The following is a 1,234-nucleotide window of genomic DNA, read 5'->3' as shown; positions in this document are numbered from 1 at the left end:
ATGGCAAAGGCAAAGTTTGAACGTAACAAGCCGCACGTGAACATCGGCACGATCGGCCACGTCGACCACGGCAAGACGACGCTGACGGCAGCGATCACGAAGTATTTCGGCGATTTCCAGGCGTACGACCAGATTGACGGCGCGCCCGAGGAGAAGGCGCGTGGGATCACGATCTCGACGGCGCACGTCGAATACGAGACGGAGAACCGCCACTACGCGCACGTCGACTGCCCCGGGCACGCCGACTACGTGAAGAACATGATCACGGGTGCGGCGCAGATGGACGGCGCGATCCTGGTTGTGAACGCGGCGGACGGTCCGATGCCGCAGACGCGCGAGCACATCCTTCTGGGCCGCCAGGTGGGCATTCCCACGATGGTCGTCTACATGAACAAGGTCGACCAGGTCGACGACGAGGAGCTTCTGGAGCTTGTCGAGATGGAGATCCGCGAGCTTCTGAGCTCGTACGAGTATCCCGGCGACGACATCCCGATCGTGCGCGGCTCGGCGCTGGCGGCGATGGAGGGTCGTGACCCGGAGATCGGCGAGAACTCGATCCGCGCCCTGATGGCAGCGGTGGACGAGTGGATCCCGACGCCCGAGCGCGCCGTTGACAAGCCGTTCCTGATGCCGATCGAGGACGTGTTCTCGATCTCGGGCCGCGGGACGGTCGTGACGGGCCGCGTCGAGCGTGGCGTGGTGAACGTGGGCGACGAACTCGAGATCGTGGGCATCAAGGCGACGCAGAAGACGACCTGCACGGGCGTCGAGATGTTCCGCAAGCTTCTGGACCGTGGCGAGGCTGGCGACAACATCGGCGCGCTTCTGCGCGGCATCGACCGCGAGGCGGTGGAGCGTGGCCAGGTTCTGTGCAAGCCGGGTTCGGTGAAGCCGCACACGAAGTTCGAGGCCGAGGCCTACATCCTGACGAAGGAAGAGGGCGGGCGTCACACGCCGTTCTTCGCGAACTACCGTCCGCAGTTCTACTTCCGCACGACGGACGTGACGGGCACGGTGGAGCTTGCGGCGGGCACGGAGATGGTGATGCCGGGCGACAACGTGTCGTTCACGGTCGAGCTGATCGCGCCGATCGCGATGGAAGACGGGCTTCGCTTCGCCATCCGCGAAGGCGGCCGCACGGTCGGCGCCGGCGTCGTGTCGAAGATCATCGAGTGATCGACGGCCTCCGTCGGAGAGCTCGAAAGAGCCTCCGATGACCCCTTGAACATGCGAA

1 protein-coding gene is annotated in these 1,234 nt (G+C 64.9%); it reads left to right on the top strand.

The genetic code is table 11. The features are described 5' to 3' along the window. The coding region (gene tuf, locus P6F26_RS19565) for an elongation factor Tu (RefSeq protein WP_278030389.1) at positions 1–1,176 on the top strand (1,176 nt) is incomplete at its 5' end. Positions 1,177–1,234: the final 58 nt, after the last annotated feature.

This window comes from Roseicyclus salinarum (assembly GCF_029624655.1).
In the GTDB taxonomy this organism is placed as follows: Bacteria; Pseudomonadota; Alphaproteobacteria; order Rhodobacterales; family Rhodobacteraceae; genus Roseibacterium; species Roseibacterium salinarum.
This window is presented reverse-complemented; position numbering and strand designations above follow the sequence as displayed.